This window comes from Microbispora sp. H10949 (assembly GCF_014161435.1).
GTDB classification, from domain to species: Bacteria; Actinomycetota; Actinomycetes; order Streptosporangiales; family Streptosporangiaceae; genus Microbispora; species Microbispora triticiradicis.
Window position 1 is genome coordinate 445,804 of record NZ_JABBWZ010000006.1, and the last position, 16,750, is coordinate 462,553.

General features: G+C 71.6%; 14 protein-coding genes. 11 read left to right on the forward strand and 3 right to left on the reverse strand.

The window, feature by feature from the left end; genetic code table 11:
• The first annotated feature begins 56 nt into the window (after positions 1–56).
• From HHX40_RS18485 to HHX40_RS18495, 3 genes are read left to right on the forward strand one after another with little or no spacing between them, the layout of a single operon-like run.
• Positions 57–827, forward strand: coding sequence for a pirin family protein (locus tag HHX40_RS18485; protein ID WP_182881551.1), 771 nt, complete (start codon positions 57–59; stop codon positions 825–827).
• A 24-nt stretch (positions 828–851) separates the two neighbouring features.
• On the forward strand, positions 852–1,187 hold the full coding sequence (locus tag HHX40_RS18490) for a GNAT family N-acetyltransferase (RefSeq protein ID WP_182881552.1): 336 nt from the start codon (positions 852–854) through the stop codon (positions 1,185–1,187).
• The gene (locus HHX40_RS18495; RefSeq protein WP_310738175.1) at positions 1,184–2,161 is read left to right on the forward strand and encodes a pirin family protein; all 978 of its coding nucleotides are present in this window, start codon (positions 1,184–1,186) and stop codon (positions 2,159–2,161) included. The genes HHX40_RS18490 and HHX40_RS18495 overlap by 4 nt, the downstream gene beginning before the upstream one ends.
• A 19-nt stretch (positions 2,162–2,180) precedes the next feature.
• Here the strand turns inward: HHX40_RS18495 and HHX40_RS18500 are convergent, their stop codons facing one another.
• From HHX40_RS18500 to HHX40_RS18510, 3 genes are all read right to left on the reverse strand, one after another.
• Positions 2,181–2,351 carry a hypothetical protein gene (locus HHX40_RS18500; RefSeq protein ID WP_182881553.1) on the reverse strand — a complete coding sequence of 57 codons (171 nt, stop codon included), beginning with the start codon at positions 2,349–2,351 and terminating at the stop codon, positions 2,181–2,183.
• A gap of 163 nt (positions 2,352–2,514) precedes the next feature.
• Positions 2,515–5,199 (reverse strand): tetratricopeptide repeat-containing protein, encoded by a 2,685-nt coding sequence (locus HHX40_RS18505; protein ID WP_182881554.1) that lies wholly within the window; start codon positions 5,197–5,199, stop codon positions 2,515–2,517.
• Positions 5,186–5,623 (reverse strand): hypothetical protein, encoded by a 438-nt coding sequence (locus HHX40_RS18510; protein ID WP_182881555.1) that lies wholly within the window; start codon positions 5,621–5,623, stop codon positions 5,186–5,188. Before HHX40_RS18510 ends, HHX40_RS18505 begins: the two co-directional genes overlap by 14 nt.
• A gap of 441 nt (positions 5,624–6,064) precedes the next feature.
• Here HHX40_RS18510 and HHX40_RS18520 point away from each other — a divergent pair, with 441 nt between their 5' ends.
• The 8 genes from HHX40_RS18520 (at position 6,065) to HHX40_RS18550 (ending at position 16,649) form a co-directional block, all read left to right on the forward strand.
• Positions 6,065–7,141 carry a polyprenyl synthetase family protein gene (locus HHX40_RS18520; RefSeq protein ID WP_182881557.1) on the forward strand — a complete coding sequence of 359 codons (1,077 nt, stop codon included), beginning with the start codon at positions 6,065–6,067 and terminating at the stop codon, positions 7,139–7,141.
• Between the two features lie 211 nt (positions 7,142–7,352).
• Entirely contained in the window at positions 7,353–8,753 is a 1,401-nt protein-coding gene (locus HHX40_RS18525) for a family 2B encapsulin nanocompartment shell protein (RefSeq protein WP_310738176.1), read from the forward strand.
• Positions 8,753–10,990 carry a terpene synthase family protein gene (locus HHX40_RS18530; RefSeq protein WP_182881558.1) on the forward strand — a complete coding sequence of 746 codons (2,238 nt, stop codon included), beginning with the start codon at positions 8,753–8,755 and terminating at the stop codon, positions 10,988–10,990. The genes HHX40_RS18525 and HHX40_RS18530 overlap by 1 nt, the downstream gene beginning before the upstream one ends.
• Complete coding sequence (locus HHX40_RS18535; protein ID WP_182881559.1) at positions 10,987–12,339, forward strand: family 2B encapsulin nanocompartment shell protein; 1,353 nt, start codon at positions 10,987–10,989, stop codon at positions 12,337–12,339. Before HHX40_RS18530 ends, HHX40_RS18535 begins: the two co-directional genes overlap by 4 nt.
• Before the next feature lie 148 nt (positions 12,340–12,487).
• A complete protein-coding gene (locus HHX40_RS18540) occupies positions 12,488–13,387 on the forward strand; it encodes an IclR family transcriptional regulator (protein WP_259403735.1) in 900 nt (299 codons plus the stop codon).
• Positions 13,388–13,522: 135 nt separating this feature from the next.
• The gene (locus HHX40_RS36805) at positions 13,523–14,059 is read left to right on the forward strand and encodes a hypothetical protein (protein WP_259403699.1); all 537 of its coding nucleotides are present in this window, start codon (positions 13,523–13,525) and stop codon (positions 14,057–14,059) included.
• Between the two features lie 65 nt (positions 14,060–14,124).
• Positions 14,125–14,820 carry a sulfotransferase gene (locus HHX40_RS18545; RefSeq protein WP_310738189.1) on the forward strand — a complete coding sequence of 232 codons (696 nt, stop codon included), beginning with the start codon at positions 14,125–14,127 and terminating at the stop codon, positions 14,818–14,820.
• Between the two features lie 353 nt (positions 14,821–15,173).
• Positions 15,174–16,649: an endo-1,4-beta-xylanase gene (locus HHX40_RS18550; RefSeq protein ID WP_182881561.1), complete on the forward strand. Its 1,476-nt coding sequence runs from the start codon at positions 15,174–15,176 to the stop codon at positions 16,647–16,649.
• Positions 16,650–16,750 lie beyond the last annotated feature (101 nt).

Consider the following 16,750-nt stretch of genomic DNA (forward strand, 5'->3'; position numbering starts at 1 on the left):
TTGTGGGGCACCAGTAGATGATGCATCATCTACATGGCGACGAGGAAAGGGTTCCGATGACCACGACCAGGCTGACCCCCCGTGTGGACGTCCGCAGGGCGGCCGAGCGCTTCACCACCCGCATCTCCTGGCTCGATTCCAAGCACTCGTTCTCGTTCGGCGGCCACCACGACCCCGGCAACACCCACCACGGCCTGCTGCTGGTGAACAACGACGACACCGTGCATCCGGGCACCGGCTTCGAGACGCACCCGCACCGGGACATGGAGATCGTCACCTGGGTGCTCCGGGGCTCGCTGGTCCACCAGGACTCCGAGGGGCACTCCGGCGTCATCTACCCGGGGCTCGCCCAGCGCATGAGCGCGGGCACCGGCATCCTCCACTCGGAGAAGAACGACTCCTGGCGGCTGACCGGCGGCGGCGCCCACGACGAGCCCGTCCACTTCGTCCAGATGTGGGTGGTCCCTGACGAGCCCGGCATCACCCCCGGGTACGAGCAGCTGGAGATCGAGGGCGACCTGCTGGCCGGCGGCCTGGTGCCGGTCGCCTCCGGCATGGACAAGCACGACGGCGCCGCGGCCATCCGGATCAAGAACCGGTACGCCGCGCTGCACGCCGCCCGCCTGGAGCCCGGCCAGTCCGTGGAGCTGCCGGAGGCGCCGTTCCTGCACCTTTTCGTGCCCCGGGGCGCCGTCACCCTGGAGGGTGCGGGCATGCTGGAGACCGGCGACGCCGTACGGTTCACCGCCACCGGCGGGCAGAAGGTCACCGCGACCGAGCCCGCCGAGATCCTCGTGTGGGAGATGCACGCGACCATCGCCGCGTGACGATCTGGGAAGGACGGACAACCGATGGAGCAGACAGACCCGAAGGTCGCCGACAATCCGGAGGCGCGCCGCTTCGAGATCACCGTCGACGGCGTCCTCGCCGGCTTCGCCGACTACGGGCTCGACGGGCAGACGATCTCCTTCACCCACACCGAGATCGACTCCTCGTTCGAGGGCCGCGGTCTCGGCTCGGTGCTGGTCCGCGCCGCGCTCGACGCCGCGCGCGACGCCGGGCTGTCGGTCCTGCCGTACTGCCCGTTCGTACGGCGGTACATCGCGCGGCACCCGGAGTACCTCGATCTGGTGCCGGCCGACCGGCGGGCCCGGTTCTCGCTCGACGGCGACGAGGCGGCCGGGTGACCGCCGGGCCGCTGAGCCCAGGGGAGCCCGCGCTCTACGGCTGTACGGTCGCCGCCGAGCCGATGCCGGAGAGCGTGCTCCTGCCCGGCCACGACGTGCCGCTCGGCCGGTACACGACGGTGCGCCGGCTGCTCCCGCAGCGCCCGCGCCGGATGGTCGGCGCGTGGTGCTTCGTCGACCACTTCGGCCCGGACGACGTGCGCGACCGGCCGGGCATGCGGGTGCCGCCGCATCCCCACACGGGACTGCAGACGGTCACCTGGCTCGCCGAGGGGGAGATCCTGCACCGCGACAGTCTCGGCAACGTCCAGGCGATCGTGCCGGGACAGCTCAACCTGATGACCGCGGCCCACGGGATCGCCCACTCCGAGCAGTCGCCGCCGGACCACCCTCCGGGGATGCACGGGTTGCAACTGTGGGTCGCGCTGCCGGAGGACGCCCGGCACGGCGAGGCGAGGTTCGAGCACCACGCCGCGCTGCCCGTGCTGACCGACGGGAACGTCACGGTGACCGTCGTGGTGGGGGAGGTGGGAGCGGCCCGGTCGCCCGCGCTGGCGCACACCCCGCTGCTCGGGGTCGAGGTGCTCTTCGGCGGCGCCGGACGACACCGGCTGCCGGTCGACCCGGCCTTCGAGACGGCGGTGCTGGCCATGTCCGGTACGGCGGAGGTGGCCGGGGTGACGCTGTCGCCGGGGTCGCTGCTCTACCTCGGGCAGGGCCGTGAGGGCGTGCCGCTGGAGACCACCGGGCCCGCGCGGCTGTTCGTGCTGGGCGGGACGCCGTTCGAGGAACCCCTGGTGATGTGGTGGAACTTCGTCGGCCGTTCGCACGAGGAGATCGCCGCGGCCCGCGACGACTGGGCGCGCGGCGCCCGCTTCGGCGTCGTCCCCGGCGGGCAGGAGCGGTTGCCCGCGCCCGAGATGCCCACCGTACGGCTGAAGGCCCGCGACCGGCACGGCCGGCGCCTGGGCTGACCCTGCGCGCCGGCAGGTCTCAGTTCCGCGTCCAGAGCCATCCCTGGCTGTCCTCGTCGTACGAGGGGTTGCCGCCGGCCGCGAACACCCGTTCCTCTCCGGGAACCCTGGCGGAGACGCGGGCGTAGCCGATGCGGATCTCTGCGCGGTGGGCGGGGAAGGCGGCCAGCGGGTCGGCGGGCAGGTCCAAGGCGTTGGTAACACCCGCCCTCCTTTCAACGAACGCTCTTCGAGCGTTGTTGAAAGGCACAGGTTATAGAAGGAGTTTTTGAAGGGTTTTCCGGCCCTTCGCGAGCCCTTCCGATGGGCCTTCAAGAAACGATCGTTGAATGAAGCCGACCTTCGCTTCCACTTCACGATGAGGGGTACTTCCCCCGCCTCGGGGGTACTCGCCTCCGCCCTCCAGCGCCACGATGAGTGGCCGCGGCAGCCGCCTCAAGATTTCTCCGCACGGTACGAGTGGTTGGATGGTCGGCACCGAGCACCCCCTCGCAGTCGGCCAGCGTGGCCTCGTACAGCGGGATGGCCCGGCCCAGGTCCCCCGCCGTCTCGTAGGCGCCGGCAAGGTTGTTGCGGGAGGTCAGGGTGTGGGGGTGGTCGCCGCCGAGCACCCGCTCGCAGTCTGCCAGCGTGCTCTCGTACAGCGGGATGGCCCGGCGTAGATCGCCCGCCGCGTGGTAGGCGTGGGCGAGGTTGTTGCGGGAGGTCAGGGTGTCGGGGTGGTCGGCGTCCAGCACCCGCTCGCGGTCGGCCACCGTGCTCTCGTACAGGGGGATGGCCCGGCGTAGATCGCCCGCCGCGTGGTAGGCGTGGGCGAGGTTGTTGCGGGAGGTCAGGGTGTCGGGGTGGTCGGCGTCCAGCACCCGCTCGCGGTCGGCCAGCGTGGCCTCGTACAGGGGGATGGCCCGGCGTAGATCGCCCGCCGCGTGGTAGGCGTGGGCGAGGTTGTTGCGGGAGGTCAGGGTGTCGGGGTGGTCGCCGCCGAGCACCCGCTCGCGGTCGGCCAGCGTCGCCTCGTACAGGGGGATGGCCCGGCCCAGGTCCCCCGCCGTCTCGTAGGCGTGGGCGAGGTTGATGCGGGATTGCAGCGTGTGGGGGTGGTCGCCGCCCAGCACCCGCTCGCAGTCTGCCAGCGTCGCCTCCAGCAGCGGAATGGCCCGGCGTAGATCACCCGCCGCACAGTAGGCGGTGGCGAGGTTGATGCGGGAGATCAGCGTGTGGGGGTGGTCGCCGCCCAGCACCCGCTCGCAGTCTGCCAGCGTCGCCTCGTACAGGGGGATGGCCCGGCCCAGGTCCCCCGCCGCCTGATAGGCGTGGGCGAGGTCGTTACGGATGGTCAGCGCGCCGGGGTGGTCGCCGCCCAGCACCCGCTCCCGCCCGGCGAGGGTGGCCTCGTACAGGGGGATGGCCCGGCCCAGATTGCCCGCCGCCCGATAGGTGCCGGCGAGGTTGCCGCGGGAGGTCAGCGTGTCGGGGTGGTCGGCGCCCAGCACCCGCTCATGGCCGGCCAAGGCTGCCTCGAACAGCGAAATGGCCCGGCCCAGATTCCCCGCCTCCCGGTAGACGCCGGCGAGGTTGTTGCGGGAGGCCAGGGTGGAGGGGTGATCGGCGCCCAGCACCCGCTCATGGTCGGCCAGCGTCGCCTCGAACAAGGGGATAGCGCGGGTGAGGTCGGCCAGGTCGTACAGGTACCGGCCGCACCAGCCGCGTAGAGCCAGCAGCTCGGTGGGCAGGTCGCCACCGGCGAGGGCCCAGTGATAGACGGTGTTGGTCTGGTCGATCAGCGTTTCGACCTGGGCGCGGGCCGCCCAGCTGCCGGCACCGTAGGGCAGGGTGGCGTTGAAAGCCTGGAGCAGGCCGACGGCCCGGGCGAGGGCGGCAGACAGGTGGCCGTGGTGGGTGGCTCGTTCGCGCAGCACGCGTTGCACCAGGCGGTGCATCAGGACGGTGGCGCCGTCCTCACTGAAGGAGATCAAGCAGTTATCGGCCAGGGCGGCGAGCGTTTCCCGCAGGTGCACCGGGTGGCTACCGGCCTTGCTCCCGGCCGACAGCACCGTCAGGGGGATGCCCGCCGGCGACAGCACCGAGAGCATCGCCAGCAGGTGCGGGGCCGAGGGCAGGGACGCCTCCGCCTGGGTGATCGACAGCATGATGGCCTGGGCGGTGCCGGCCGGGTAGGCGTCGCCGTCGTGGGCGGGCAGATAGTCGCCGATGGGGAAGGCGTGCAGCAGGTCCAGGTAGCTGGGGTAGTCCAGATGCAGGCGGGCGATCACGGAGGCGGCCTGGGCCAGCGCCAGCGGCAGGTGTCCCAGCTCCGTGGCGAGTTCGGCGGCGCCGCCAGGGTCGTCCAGGCCGGTACGCCGGTGCAGGAAAGCCTGCGCCTGGTCGAGGGTGAACACGCCGACCTCGAGTGGCTGATAGGAGCGCAGGAAGGCACGGTTGCGGGTAGTGATGAGCGCGCGGGTGGCGCCGGTGGCCGGGCACCAGCGGCGCACCACGGCGACGTCGGCGGCGTTGTCGAAGACCAGCAGCGCGGGCCGGGTGGTGGCGGCCAGCCAGGATCTGGCCCGGGCCGCGGCCGTGGCGGCGTCGTCGTCGGGCCGACGTTGGCCAAGCCGCTCGGCCAGGGCGGCCAGCCCGGTCACGATCTGGTCGGTGCTCTCGGCGGCGATCCAGGCGACCACCGGCCAGCCCGCCGCCTGGCAGGCCCAGGCGTAGGAGGCGGCCAGCATCGTCTTGCCCACACCCGGGGTGCCCGCCACCGCGCAGATCGCCACCGCCCCGCCGTTGCCGGCGTCCGCGTGCTTCGCGGGGGGCCCATCGTCCAGCAGGACGGCCAGGCGGCGCAGCAGCTGCTCGCGCGGCTGGAACCCAGGCGGGCGTTGCGGGATGTCTCCCTCGACGATCTGACCCGGCGCCCGCTCCGGTGGGGGCGGGTAGTGGTGATGGTGTTCGACGCCGACGGCCTTTTCGATGAGGTTGTGGTGGAACTCGATGTGGTCCCCGGCGGTGCCGCTGGGCGGCTCATCCCCGGTCATCGCTATCCCCGTCCACGAAGGTGGGCGTCGGGGGCGTGGGCCCGGTCACCTGCTTGCCCACGACTGTGCCGCCGAAGGCGTTGCCGTGGAACTCAATGTGGTCGCCGCCATAGCTGTGCCGCTCACCGCCGGACACGGTCCGCTGTACGGGTGATCCCGCCGGTGGCGTCTGCGGGACGCCCGGCACGGCAGGCGCTGCTGCGGCCGGCTGGGAGGCCGCCTGCCTCACGTCAGCGCGCACCTGCAGCAGCAGGGCCACCACCGCCACGACCAGACCGGCGGAGCCGATGAACATGCTCACCACGCTCGCGCGCTGATCCAGCACCTCCAGCACCTGTGGCGGCAGATGCAACGGATCGGCGAAGAACCCGACCAGCCCCACCACCAGCAGACCCGCCAGCACCACGATCGCCGCGATCGCCATCCCCCGCCCCATCCGTGACCGGGGCGCCGGTGCTGAACCATCCCTCGCCTGCGCCATGTCTCCAGACTGCTGCCCAGCCCGAGAAGTGTCGCCCGGAGTGACGAACGTGTTACCTCTCCTCGTTCTTTAATGAATTGGTGGTTTTCGGAACTGCCCGGGTGATCAAGCCGTGCGGGCCGCCCCGAGAAGGGCGGGCCCGCGCGGTGCTGGGCCCCGACCGCCCCGACACCCTCACCTCCCGAGACACCCTCGCCAGCGCCTACCACTCCGCGATCGGCCGGGCGGCTCGGCGCCGCTCCGCGGAGCCGGTTTTCGCGTGATGTGACGGATCACGGGGTGAACCGGGGAGAAGTTCCGACTATCGGAACGCGTGGTTCTACTTTGCGTGCTCATTAAGTAACTTTCCGCAGGGAGACCGGCGCGCCGACGAGGAGGCCGACCATGACGGCGGAGATCGTGGACACGTCCATCACCGGCATCACCGGCCGGGTCCGGCGGCGGGTCGACGAACTGCTGTCCGACTTCCTCGACGCGCGGCGCCCTCCGGTCGGCGACCACGACGTGGCCGAGGGATACCGCCTGCTGCGTGAATTCGTGATCGAGGGTGGCAAGCGGGTCCGGCCTCTGCTGTGTTACTGGGGCTGGCGGGGCGCCGGCGGTGAGGAGCTTCGCGAGGCGGCGGTTGTCGCCACCGGCGCGGCGCTGGAGCTCTACCACGCCGGTCTTCTCATCCACGACGACCTCATGGACGGCAGCGAGCTGCGCCGGGGACGTCCGACGATCCACCGGGGGCTCGCGCGGCCGGGGCGGTTCGGGGCGGCAGAGGCGTTCGGCCAGTCCGCGGCGATCCTCCTGGGCGTGCTCGCCCAGGCCTGGGCCGAGGAACTGCTCGCGGATGCCGCGCCCGCCGACGTGCGGGCCCGCGCGGCCCGCGACCTCTTCAACCGCATGCGCACCGAGGTCGTCACCGGTCAGTACCTCGACCTGCTGGCGCACGCCCGGGGTGACGACGGGGTCGAGCAGGCGCTCACGGTGATCCGGTACAAGACGGCGCGCTACACAGTGGAGCGCCCGCTGCAGATCGGCGCGGCGCTCGCCGGGGCCCCGCAGAGCCTGCTGGAGGCCTACTCCCGCTTCGGCCTGCCGTTGGGGGAGGCGTTCCAGCTGCGCGACGACGTCCTCGGCGTCTTCGGCGATCCCTCGGTCACCGGCAAACCCGTCCTCGACGACCTGCGCGAGGGAAAGCGGACCGTGCTCATGGCGTACGCCTCCGCGCGGGCCCGCGGACCGGAACGGGACCTGCTGCGCACCTGGCACGGCGATCCCGCACTGGACGAGGCGCGGGCGGCGGAGCTGCGGCGGATCATCGTGGACACCGGCGCGCTCGACCGGGTCGAGGAGCTGATCGTCCAGCGGACCGGCCAGGCGCTCGCGGCGCTGCGCGACTGCCCGATCACGCCGGAGGCGGCCGAGGCGCTGGCGGTGCTCACCGAGCGGCTCACGCGTCGCGTCCGGTGAGGCGCGCGAACGGCACGCCCGCGTCATCGGCGGCTTCCCGCGTCCCTCGCCCCAACCGCCCGACCCGCGCCTTTCGCGCCGGGGCCGGTCCGGCGGCGCGGGACCCTCCGGGCGGCGCCCCTCCGATGCCTTCCCCTCCACCGCTCGGCGACGAGCACGACCTGTTAGCGGACAACCGGCCGCCGGCCGATCAGAAGATGGGTGATGTGCTGTGACCGAAACGACCCCGCAGACCAGCGCGCCGAACGACAGCAGGCTCAGCCTGAGCACCAGGGCCGCGCGCAACCTGGCCACGACGACCAAGACCCCGCCGCAGATGCAGGAGATCACCTCCCGGCACCTGCTGCGCGTGCTGCCCTGGATCGAGGCCGTCGGCGGCGTCTACCGGGTCAACCGCCGGCTGACCTACCAGGTGGCCGACGGGCGCGTGACGTTCGTCTCGACCGGAGCGGAGGTGCGGGTCATCTCCGCCGAGCTGTGTGAGCTGCCGGCGCTGCGGGGTTTCGGCGACGCCGACGTGCTGGCGTCGCTGGCCGATCTGTTCACGCAGCGGGAGTACGAGGCGGGGCAGGTCATCGCGGCGGCGGGGACTCCGATGGAGGAGGTCGTGCTGCTGGCCCACGGCAAGGTGGACAAGATCGGTGAGGGGGCGTACGGCAACGAGACGCTGCTCGGGGTGCTGGCCGACGGGGAGTACGTCGGCGAGCAGATGCTGGTGCACCCCGAGGCGCGGTGGGAGTGGACGGTGCGGACGGTGACGCCGTGCACCGTACTCGCCCTGACCAGGGACGCCTTCGAGCGTCTGCTGGCGTTGTCGGAGAGCCTGCGCGAGCACGTGTCGGCGTACCGGGAGGACCCGGACGGCCCGGTGAACCGGTACGGGGAGGCGGAGATCGCGCTGGCGGCGGGGCATGTGGGTGAGGCGACGCTGCCGGGGACGTTCGTGGATTACGAGCTGGGGCCGCGGGAGTATGAGCTGAGTGTGGCGCAGACGATTCTGCGGGTGCATTCGCGGGTGGCGGATCTGTACAACGAGCCGATGAACCAGACCGAGCAGCAGTTGCGGTTGACGGTCGAGGCGTTGCGGGAGCGGCAGGAGCACGAGCTGGTCAACAACCGTGATTTCGGGTTGTTGCACAACGCCGATCTCAAGCAGCGCATCCACACCCGGTCGGGCCCGCCCACCCCCGACGACCTCGACGAACTGCTGACCACGGTCTGGAAGAACCCGACCGTCATGTTCGCCCACCCCAAGGCGATCGCGGCCTTCGCCCGGCAGTGCAACAGCCGGGGCATCTATCCGCAGACCGTCGAGTTCAACGGCCAGAAGGCGCCCGCCTGGCGCGGGGTCCCGCTGCTGCCGTGCAACAAGATCCCCGTCAACGACCAGGGCGTCAGCTCGATCATGGTCATGCGCCTGGGGGAGAAGGACCAGGGCGTCGTCGGCCTGCGCCGCACCGGCCTGGTGGACGAGTACGAGCCGGGTCTGTCCGTGCGCTTCATGGGCATCGACGACAAGGCGATCATCTCCTACCTCGTGACGACCTACTACTCGGCGGCCGTGCTGGTCCCCGACGCCCTCGGCATCCTGGAGAGCGTCGAGGTCCTGTGATGTCGTCCTACCGGCTGCCGGACTTCTATCTCCCGTATCCGCCGAGGCTCAACCCGCACGTCGAGACCGCCCGTGCGCACACCCGCGGCTGGGCGGAGCGGATGGGGATGCTGGACGATCCGGACATCTGGACCGTGGAGTCGCTCGACGCGATGGACTACGGCCTGATGTGCGCCTACACCCATCCCGACTGCTCCGCCCCGGAGCTGGACCTGGTCACGGACTGGTACGTCTGGGTCTTCTACTTCGACGACCACTTCCTGGAGACCTTCAAGCGCAGCAGGGATCTCGACGGCGCCCAGGAGTACCTGGACCGGCTCGACGCGTTCATGGCGGACGACCCGCCCGAGCCGGTCAACCCCGTGGAACGGGGACTGGCCGACCTGTGGCTCCGCACCGTGCCCGCCATGTCGGCGGCGTGGCGGCGGCGGTTCGTCCGGGTCACCCGGGATCTGCTCCAGGAGTCGATGTGGGAGTTGTTCCACATCGAACGGGACGCCGTCTCCAACCCCATCGAGTACATCGAGGAACGCCGGAAGGTCGGCGGCGCCCCGTGGTCGGCGGCGCTGGTCGAGCACGCGGCGGGTGCGGAGCTTCCGGCCCGGCTGGCCGGCAGCCGGCCGATCCGGGTGCTGACGGAGTCGTTCGCCGACTCCGTGCACCTGCGCAACGACCTGTTCTCCTACGAGCGGGAGGTGCGGGAGGAAGGCGAGCTGTCCAACTGCGTGCTGGTCTGCGAGCGTTTCTTCGGCTGTGACACCGCCCGGGCCGTGGAGATCACCAACGACCTGCTCACGTCGCGGCTGCACCAGTTCGAGCACACCGCGCTGACCGAACTGCCGGCGCTCTTCGCCGACGAGGCGGTCTCGCCGCCCGAGCAGGGGCTCGTCCTCCGGTACGCCAAGGGGCTGCAGGACTGGCAGGCGGGAGGCCACGCCTGGCACTCGGCCTCCAGCCGCTACACGAAGAACGGCGGGCAGGCGGGGGCCTTCGGGATGAACGTCTCGCGCGCCCACCTCACGGGCGCGGGCGGCCTGCGCAACCACACCCACAGGCCCTTCGCGGCGGCCGGTGTACGGCTGCCCGAGCCGTACATGCCGTTCCAGGTGCGCGACAACCCGCACCTGGACGCGGCGCGCGCGGCCGACCTGGAGTGGTGCGCGGCGATGGGGTTCTTCGACGGGGTTCCCGGCATCCCCGCGACCGCCGTGTGGGACGAACGGCGGCTCGCCGGATTCGACCTGGCTCTCTGCGCGTCCGGCATCACCCCGGACGCCACCGCCGACGAGCTGGTCCTGGCCACCAACTGGCTGGCCTGGGGGACGTACGGCGACGACTACTATCCACGCGTCTTCGGCGCGGCGCGTGACCTGGTCGGCGCGAAGCTCCTGAACCGGCGGCTCAAGGAGCTCATGCCGCTGGATCTCGTCCCGCGGCTGACCCCGTCGACGGGGCTGGAACGAGGGCTCGCCGACCTGTGGCCGCGCACCGCGGGGCCGCTGCCGACCGGCTCCCGCGAGATCTTCCGCACGTCGGTGGAGGAGATGATCGACAGCTGGGTGTGGGAGCTGGCCAACCAGGCCCAGAACCGGGTGCCCGACCCCGTCGACTACCTGGAGATGCGGCGCAGGACCTTCGGCTCGCACATGACGATGTGCCTCGCCAGGCTCGCCCCCGACCGGGTCATCCCCGTGGAGATTCACCTGACCCGCGAGTTCCTCGGCATGACCGACGCCGCGCAGGACTACGCGTGCCTGCTCAACGACCTGTTCTCCTACCGCAAGGAGATCCAGTACGAGGGCGAACTGCACAACGCGGTCCTGGTGATGTCCACCTTCCTCGACTGCCCGCCGCAGGAGGGCGTGACGGTGGTGGACGGGCTCATGACGAGCCGGATGAGGCAGTTCGAGCACATCACCACCATCGACCTGCCGGCCCTGCTCGACCGGATCGACGCGGGTGAGGCCGTACGGGAGTCGGTCGCGGCGTACGTGACCGATCTGCGGAACTGGATGGCCGCCATCCTGCGCTGGCATCAACGGTGCCGGCGTTATCTCGACGAGGAACTGCGCGCGGGTCCGGTGGCCCGGTGGACCCAGGGCCCGACCGGCCTCGGCACCGCCACCGCCAGGATCGGCTCCCTCGCTCGCGCGTACGGCGCGACCACGTACGGCGCGCCCGCTGGGGACGGCGCCGCGCACCCGCCCGTGCTCCACCTCACGGCGGGTGCCTCATGAGCGCGCCGATCGGGCCCGACGGCGCGTCGCGGCTGGCCCTGGGCACCAGGGCCGCGCGCACCCTCGCGACCACCACCAAGACCCCGCCGCAGATGCGGGAGATCACCCCTCGCCACCTGCTGCGGGTGCTCCCGTGGATCGACGTGCAGGGCGGGGTCTACCGGGTCAACCGGCGGCTGACCTACACCCCGGGAGACGGGCGGGTGACGTTCGTCTCGACCGGGGCCGAGGTCAGGGTGATCCCGGCCGAGCTGTGCGAACTGCCGTCGCTGCACGGGTACGCCGACGCGGAGGTGCTGGCCGCGCTGGCGGACCGGTTCGTGCAGCACGAACTGGACCAGGACGAACCGGTGCCCGCCGGGCAGGTGGTCCTGGTCGCCCACGGCAAGATCGCCTGCGTCGGCGTCGGCGAGTACGGCGGCGAGACGCTGCTCCGGGTCGTGGCCGACGGGGATCACCTCGGTGATCTCACCGGCCCGGCGGCGCCCCCCGCCAGGGCGCTCACCCGCTGCGTCGTGCTCGTGCTCGAACGGCCGGTGGCCGACGAGCTGACCGAGCGCTCGGACAGCCTGCGGGAGCAGCTGAACCGCCCGGCGGCCGGACGTCCGGCCAACCGGTACGGGGAGGCGGAGATCGCGCTGGCGGCGGGGCATGTGGGTGAGGCGACGCTGCCGGGGACGTTCGTGGATTACGAGCTGGGGCCGCGGGAGTATGAGCTGAGTGTGGCGCAGACGATTCTGCGGGTGCATTCGCGGGTGGCGGATCTGTACAACGAGCCGATGAACCAGACCGAGCAGCAGTTGCGGCTGACGGTCGAGGCGTTGCGGGAGCGGCAGGAGCACGAGCTGGTCAACAACCGCGACTTCGGGTTGTTGCACAACGCCGATCTCAAGCAGCGCATCCACACCCGGTCGGGCCCGCCCACCCCCGACGACCTCGACGAACTACTGGCCCGTCGGCGCAGCTCGCACTACTTCCTGGCCCACCCCCGGGCCATCGCCGCCTTCGGCCGCCAGTGCACCGCCCGGAGCCTGTATCCGGACGTCACCGAGTCCGGCGGCGCGAAGGTGATGGCGTGGCGGGGGGTCCCGATACTGCCCTGCGACAAGATCCCCGTCACCGACCGCGGGCTCACCTCGATCCTGGTGATGCGCACCGGAACCGAGAAACAGGGAGTCGTCGGCCTGCGCCGCACCGGCCTGGCGGACGAGTACGAGCCGGGTCTGTCGGTGCGCTTCACCGGCATCGACGACAAGGCGGTCATCTCCTACCTCGTGACCACCTATCACTCCGCGGCCGTGCTGGTGCCCGACGCTCTCGGCGTCCTGGACAGCGTGGAGGTCGGCTGAACGCCGCCGCCCTGGCCGTACGCCGGCCGCCCTCGCCGGAAACCGCCGCACGTGCGCGGCGCTCCGGTTAGGGTGGCCGCTGGCCGATCACAAGGTGCTCTTCGGAATGCTCTTCGGAATGCGATGACGGAGGTCTGCGATCGTGCTGATGGAACGGTCCGGCAGGGCGGAGACGGCGTCGGCCCTGGGCAGCCTGGAGCGCGGGATCGCGATCCTCTTCTGCCTGGCGGTCGGCATGAGGCCGATGAACCTCACCCAGGTGCACCGTTCGACCGGGTTCTCGAAGACGACCACGCACCGCCTGCTCGGGGTCCTGCAGGGACGCGGCCTGGTCACCCGCAGGGGCGGCGACTACACGGTCGACGGGCGCTTCGCCGAACTGCTGTCGCCACGCGGCTGGCCCGTGCAGGGCCGCCGGGTGCCGGACTGCCGCCGGGCGGTCCTGCCCTACCTGCTCCAGCTGTACGAGGCCACCCGCCAGACCGTCAACCTCGCCGTGCCCGACCGCGGCGAGGTCGCGTACGTCGAACGGCTGTATGGGCACAACCGGGTCAGGTCGCCGTCGGACGGCGTCGACCGCGCGCCGCTCCACTGCACGGCCGCGGGCAAGGCGCTGCTCGCCCATGACGCCGGACTGCGGAAGGCCTTCTACGCCGGTCCCGCCCCCCGGCGGATGACGGGCCGTACGGTGACCGGCCCGGCCACGCTGGAACGCGAGCTCGCGGCCGTCCGCGGCGAGGGCGTGAGCTACGCGCGGGAGGAGTACGCCGAAGGGGTCTGCTGCGCCGCCGCGCCCGTCTTCGCGCCGGACGGCCGGGTGTGCATGGTCGTCTCCGTCGCGGCCCCGGCGGGCGCCGCGGCGCTGCCGCGCCTGGGCCCGGCCGTCCGTAGAACCGCCCACCAGATCACCGGAGCCCTGAGCACCGTCCTGGCGCCGGGACCGGAGCGCACCGGACCGGTGTTCGGCAGGGCACCGGCGGACGCCGGGAACGGCAGCAGGGCGCCGGCGTCCACCGGCGGCCCCGGCAGGGCGGCCGTACGGCCCTAGACGGCGAACCGCGCGGACCCGGCCGGTTGGGCTGGCCGATGCGTGGGGAGAGTCTTCGATGGCGGTGTGACCTGCGAAGACAGTCGTGAGGTGCGGCCGCCGGCGTATTCGGGGGCGCGACGGGGAGCGGGTGTCATGCGGGTTGCATCGGGGGCGTGCGTCCTCGCCGGGCGGATCGGTCTCGTCGCCGTGCCGGTGGCCGTGCTGCTGACGGCGTGCGGAGCCCCGGAGCCGCCGACGCGGTCACGGCCCGCGGCCACACCCGCCGCCGTGTCCACCACGGACCCGGCCCCCCTGACCACGCCCGCCCCGCCGCCCGCCTCGCCGGCGGTACGGGCCGCCGCCGATCCGGAGGCGTGCCGGAACGCCGACTGCGAGGTCGAGGTCCGGCAGGGAGACCGGCTGCGGCTCGACGCCGCCACCGGCCTCGACGCGCTCACGGTGGCCGCCCTCGACCAGGGCGTGGTGCGCCTGCGTTTCGAGGGCTCCTCCGGCGGCTACCGCGTCGAGGGCATGAACGTCGGGGTCAGCCAGGACTGCGTCAACGGCCGCTGCCGGACCAGGGGAGCGTTGACGCTGACGATGGACCGGCCCGCCCGCATCGGCGACATCCACCTCCGGCTGACGAGCGTGCGGCCCGACGAGGCGGTCCTGGCGATCTCCCCCTCATAGCGCGCCGTCGGCCCCGGCTGTCGCCGATCCAGGAGAGCGACCGCCTCCTCCGCGCGCCGGTGTTCGTGCTCTCCCCGGTCAGGTCCGGTTCCACGCTCTTCCGGGTGCTGCTGAACAGCCATTCCAGGATCCACGCGCCACACGAACTGCACGTCCGGCGGATCGCCGTGACCCTCACCACCGAGCCCGTACGGCAGGCCATGGAGGCGGCCGGGCACCGTACGAGCGACATCGAGCACATCCTGTGGGACCGTCTGCTGCACCGGGAGCTGGTCAGGAGCGGCAAGGAGATCGTCGTCGACAAGACGCCGAGCAACGTGTTCGCCCACCGCCGCATCACGACGTGCTGGCCGGACGTCCGCTTCGTCTACCTGCTGCGCCACCCCGCCTCGATCGTCCGGTCCTGGCACGAAGCCGATCCGCAGGCGCGGCCCGTCGAGGAGGCCGTACGGCACACGCTGCAGTACATGCGTCACCTGGAGGAGTCCAGGCGCAGGCGCGAGGGGCTCGTCGTCCGGTACGAGAGGCTCGTCGACGACACGGAAGGCGAGTTGCGCCGGGTCTGCGCCTGGCTCGGCGTCGAGTACGAGCCCGAGATGATCCGCTACGGCGACAAGGACCACGGCGAGTTCGTCAAAGGCATCGGGGACTGGCGCGACAAGATCCGCAGCGGGCGGGTGCAGCGCGGCCGCCCGCTGCCCGCTCCCGAAGAGGTGGCCGAGCCGCTGCGGGAGATCGCGGCGGCCTGGCGTTATCTCTGACCTGGGCCTGGGGACATGGCGTGGCTCGTCCCGCATGCCTCCGGAGCGTGAGCGCACCCGATCTGACCGGTGGCGTCAGCAAGGGTGAACGTTTCAGCAAGAGGCGCCCCGCCTGCGGTACGGCTGGGGACGCCGGATGAGGTGGTGAAACGGGTCGTTCGCGGAGGGTCCTTCCGGGGAGTGGCCCGGCCGCGTCCTTGACGCGCCGCTCCCCGTCGTATTGGCTCCGCTGCTGCGCCACCATCGGCCCAGGAGCGGAGAGACCCACGAATGTTAGCGCTAACAATGACACGCTCTGTGCTGGCGAGTGCGCACGTTCGCAGTTCGGGATCAGATCTCTCTGGAGGGCTGACATGAAACCGCCCACTACCGGGACGGAACGGCATCGGACTCGCGCGCGGGGGCCGGCCACGGCCCTCGCGGTCATCGCCGCCGGCGCCGTCGCGCTCGGGCTCGCGATCCCCGCTCACGCGGCCTCGACGTTGAAGGCCGCGGCGGAGGCCAGGGGAAGGTACTTCGGCACCGCGCTGACACGGGGAGACCTCGGTATCAGCGCCGAGGTCAACCTCGCCGCGGCCCAGTTCGACATGGTGACCCCCGGCAACGAGATGAAGTGGGACGCCACCGAGCCGTCCAAGGGCTCGTTCAACTTCGGGTCGGGCGACCAGATCGTCTCCTTCGCCCAGTCGCACGGCATGCGGGTACGCGGGCACAACCTGGTGTGGCACGCCCAGCTGCCCGCCTGGGTCGGCAGCCTGCCGCTCAACCAGGTCCAGGGCGTGATGGAGAACCACATCACCACCGAGGCCACCCACTACAAGGGGAAGGTCTACGCCTGGGACGTCATCAACGAGCCGTACAACGAGGACGGCACCCTGCGCCAGGACGTGTTCTACAGGGCGATGGGCTCCGGCTACATCGCCGCCGCACTGCGGGCCGCGCACGCCGCCGACCCGAACGCCAAGCTGTACATCAACGACTACAACATCGAGGGCATCAACGCGAAGAGCAACGGGCTCTACTCGCTCGCGCAGTCGCTGCTGGCCCAGGGCGTCCCGTTGCACGGCATCGGGCTGGAGAGCCACTTCATCGTCGGCCAGGTGCCGTCGTCCCTGCAGGCGAACATGGAGCGCTTCGCCGCCCTGGGCCTGGACGTCGCGATCACCGAGCTCGACGACCGCATCCAGATGCCGGCGGACAGTTCCGAGCTGCAGCAGCAGGGCACCGACTACGGCAGGGTCGTGAACGCCTGCCTGGCCGTTCCTCGCTGCGTGGGTGTGTCGCAGTGGGGCGTGGACGACGGCCACACCTGGATTCCCGGGACGTTCCCCGGCTACGGCGCTCCCATGATGTGGGACTCCGGCTACCAGCCCAAGCCCGCCTACCAGGCGGCCCTGAGCGCGCTCAACAGCGGCACCTCCTCGCCGTCACAGTCGCCGTCCCAGTCGCCGTCACAGTCACCCACGTCGTCGCCGTCGGTGTCGCCGTCCCGGTCGCCCAGCGCCTCGCCGAGCCCGTCTTCGTCTCCCATCGGGGGTGCGTGCTCGGCGACGATCAAGACGATCAACAGCTGGGGCGGCGGGTTCCAGTCCGAGGTGACGGTGCGGGCGGGCAGTGCGCCGGTGAACGGCTGGACCGTGAAGTGGAGCTGGCCGGGCGGCCAGAGCATCAGCAGCCTGTGGAACGGTCGGCAGAGTGTGTCCGGTTCCTCGGTGACCGTGACCAACGAGTCCTACAACGGCTCGATCGCGGCGGGCGCGTCCACGACGTTCGGCTTCACCGCCAACGGCAGCGCGGCCACCCCCACCGCCACCTGCACCAGCCCCTGACCCTGTCCCGGAGCGAGACGTGTGCCGGGCCGGCACCCCAGGCCCGGCACTTCAGGCCCGGCACTCCGGCCCGGTACGGCGGGAACGACGGCGTACGGCGT

Coding starts and splice junctions, on each gene's coding strand:
- HHX40_RS18540 (WP_259403735.1), top strand. CDS start 12,488: ATGGAACGGTCCGGCAGGGCGGAGACGGCGTCGGCCCTGGGCAGCCTG.
- HHX40_RS18530 (WP_182881558.1), top strand. CDS start 8,753: ATGTCGTCCTACCGGCTGCCGGACTTCTATCTCCCGTATCCGCCGAGG.
- HHX40_RS18510 (WP_182881555.1), bottom strand. CDS start 5,623: ATGGCGATCGCGGCGATCGTGGTGCTGGCGGGTCTGCTGGTGGTGGGG.
- HHX40_RS18505 (WP_182881554.1), bottom strand. CDS start 5,199: ATGACCGGGGATGAGCCGCCCAGCGGCACCGCCGGGGACCACATCGAG.
- HHX40_RS18520 (WP_182881557.1), top strand. CDS start 6,065: ATGACGGCGGAGATCGTGGACACGTCCATCACCGGCATCACCGGCCGG.
- HHX40_RS18485 (WP_182881551.1), top strand. CDS start 57: ATGACCACGACCAGGCTGACCCCCCGTGTGGACGTCCGCAGGGCGGCC.
- HHX40_RS18535 (WP_182881559.1), top strand. CDS start 10,987: ATGAGCGCGCCGATCGGGCCCGACGGCGCGTCGCGGCTGGCCCTGGGC.
- HHX40_RS18550 (WP_182881561.1), top strand. CDS start 15,174: ATGAAACCGCCCACTACCGGGACGGAACGGCATCGGACTCGCGCGCGG.
- HHX40_RS36805 (WP_259403699.1), top strand. CDS start 13,523: ATGCGGGTTGCATCGGGGGCGTGCGTCCTCGCCGGGCGGATCGGTCTC.
- HHX40_RS18490 (WP_182881552.1), top strand. CDS start 852: ATGGAGCAGACAGACCCGAAGGTCGCCGACAATCCGGAGGCGCGCCGC.